The organism is Streptococcus danieliae (assembly GCF_009767945.1).
Classification (GTDB): Bacteria; Bacillota; Bacilli; order Lactobacillales; family Streptococcaceae; genus Streptococcus; species Streptococcus danieliae.
In genome coordinates this window covers 1-404 of sequence record NZ_WSRS01000218.1, presented here as the reverse complement: position 1 = coordinate 404, position 404 = coordinate 1, and the positions used below count along the sequence as shown (strand labels likewise).

General features: G+C 37.9%; 2 pseudogenes. One reads left to right on the top strand and one right to left on the bottom strand.

Features of this window, described 5'->3' with window-relative positions:
- A pseudogene (locus tag E5983_RS09540) lies at positions 1–209 on the top strand (IS1380 family transposase); the annotation flags it as partial.
- Between the two features lie 3 nt (positions 210–212).
- Here E5983_RS09540 and E5983_RS09535 read toward each other — a convergent pair.
- A pseudogene (locus E5983_RS09535) lies at positions 213–404 on the bottom strand (IS630 family transposase); the annotation flags it as partial.

The following is a 404-nucleotide window of genomic DNA, read 5'->3' as shown; positions in this document are numbered from 1 at the left end:
ATTGTTCTGACGGAGCAGTAGAGTTCCTTCAACCTATTTTAGAAGGCTTCAACCGGTTACTTTTCCGCATGGACAGCGGGTTTGCCTCCCCACAAATCTACAATTCCATTGAAGAGAGTGGAGAAAGTTATCTCATTAAACTTAAAAGAAACCCTGTTCTTAGTCGTCTCGGGGATCTCAGTTTACCCAATCATGAAGATGAGAATTTATACTCATTGAAATTCAAAATCTGAAAAAAGCCATTCTCTATGGACAATAGATTTTAGATCAGACCAATGCAAATTTTGAATCACTTCTTGTAGTTTATCTATCACTTCCTCAAGTGTTTTAAAGGCTTTGTTTTTGAATCCTCTTTTACGAATCTCAGTCCACACCTGCTCGATTGGATTCATTTCAGGAGTGTA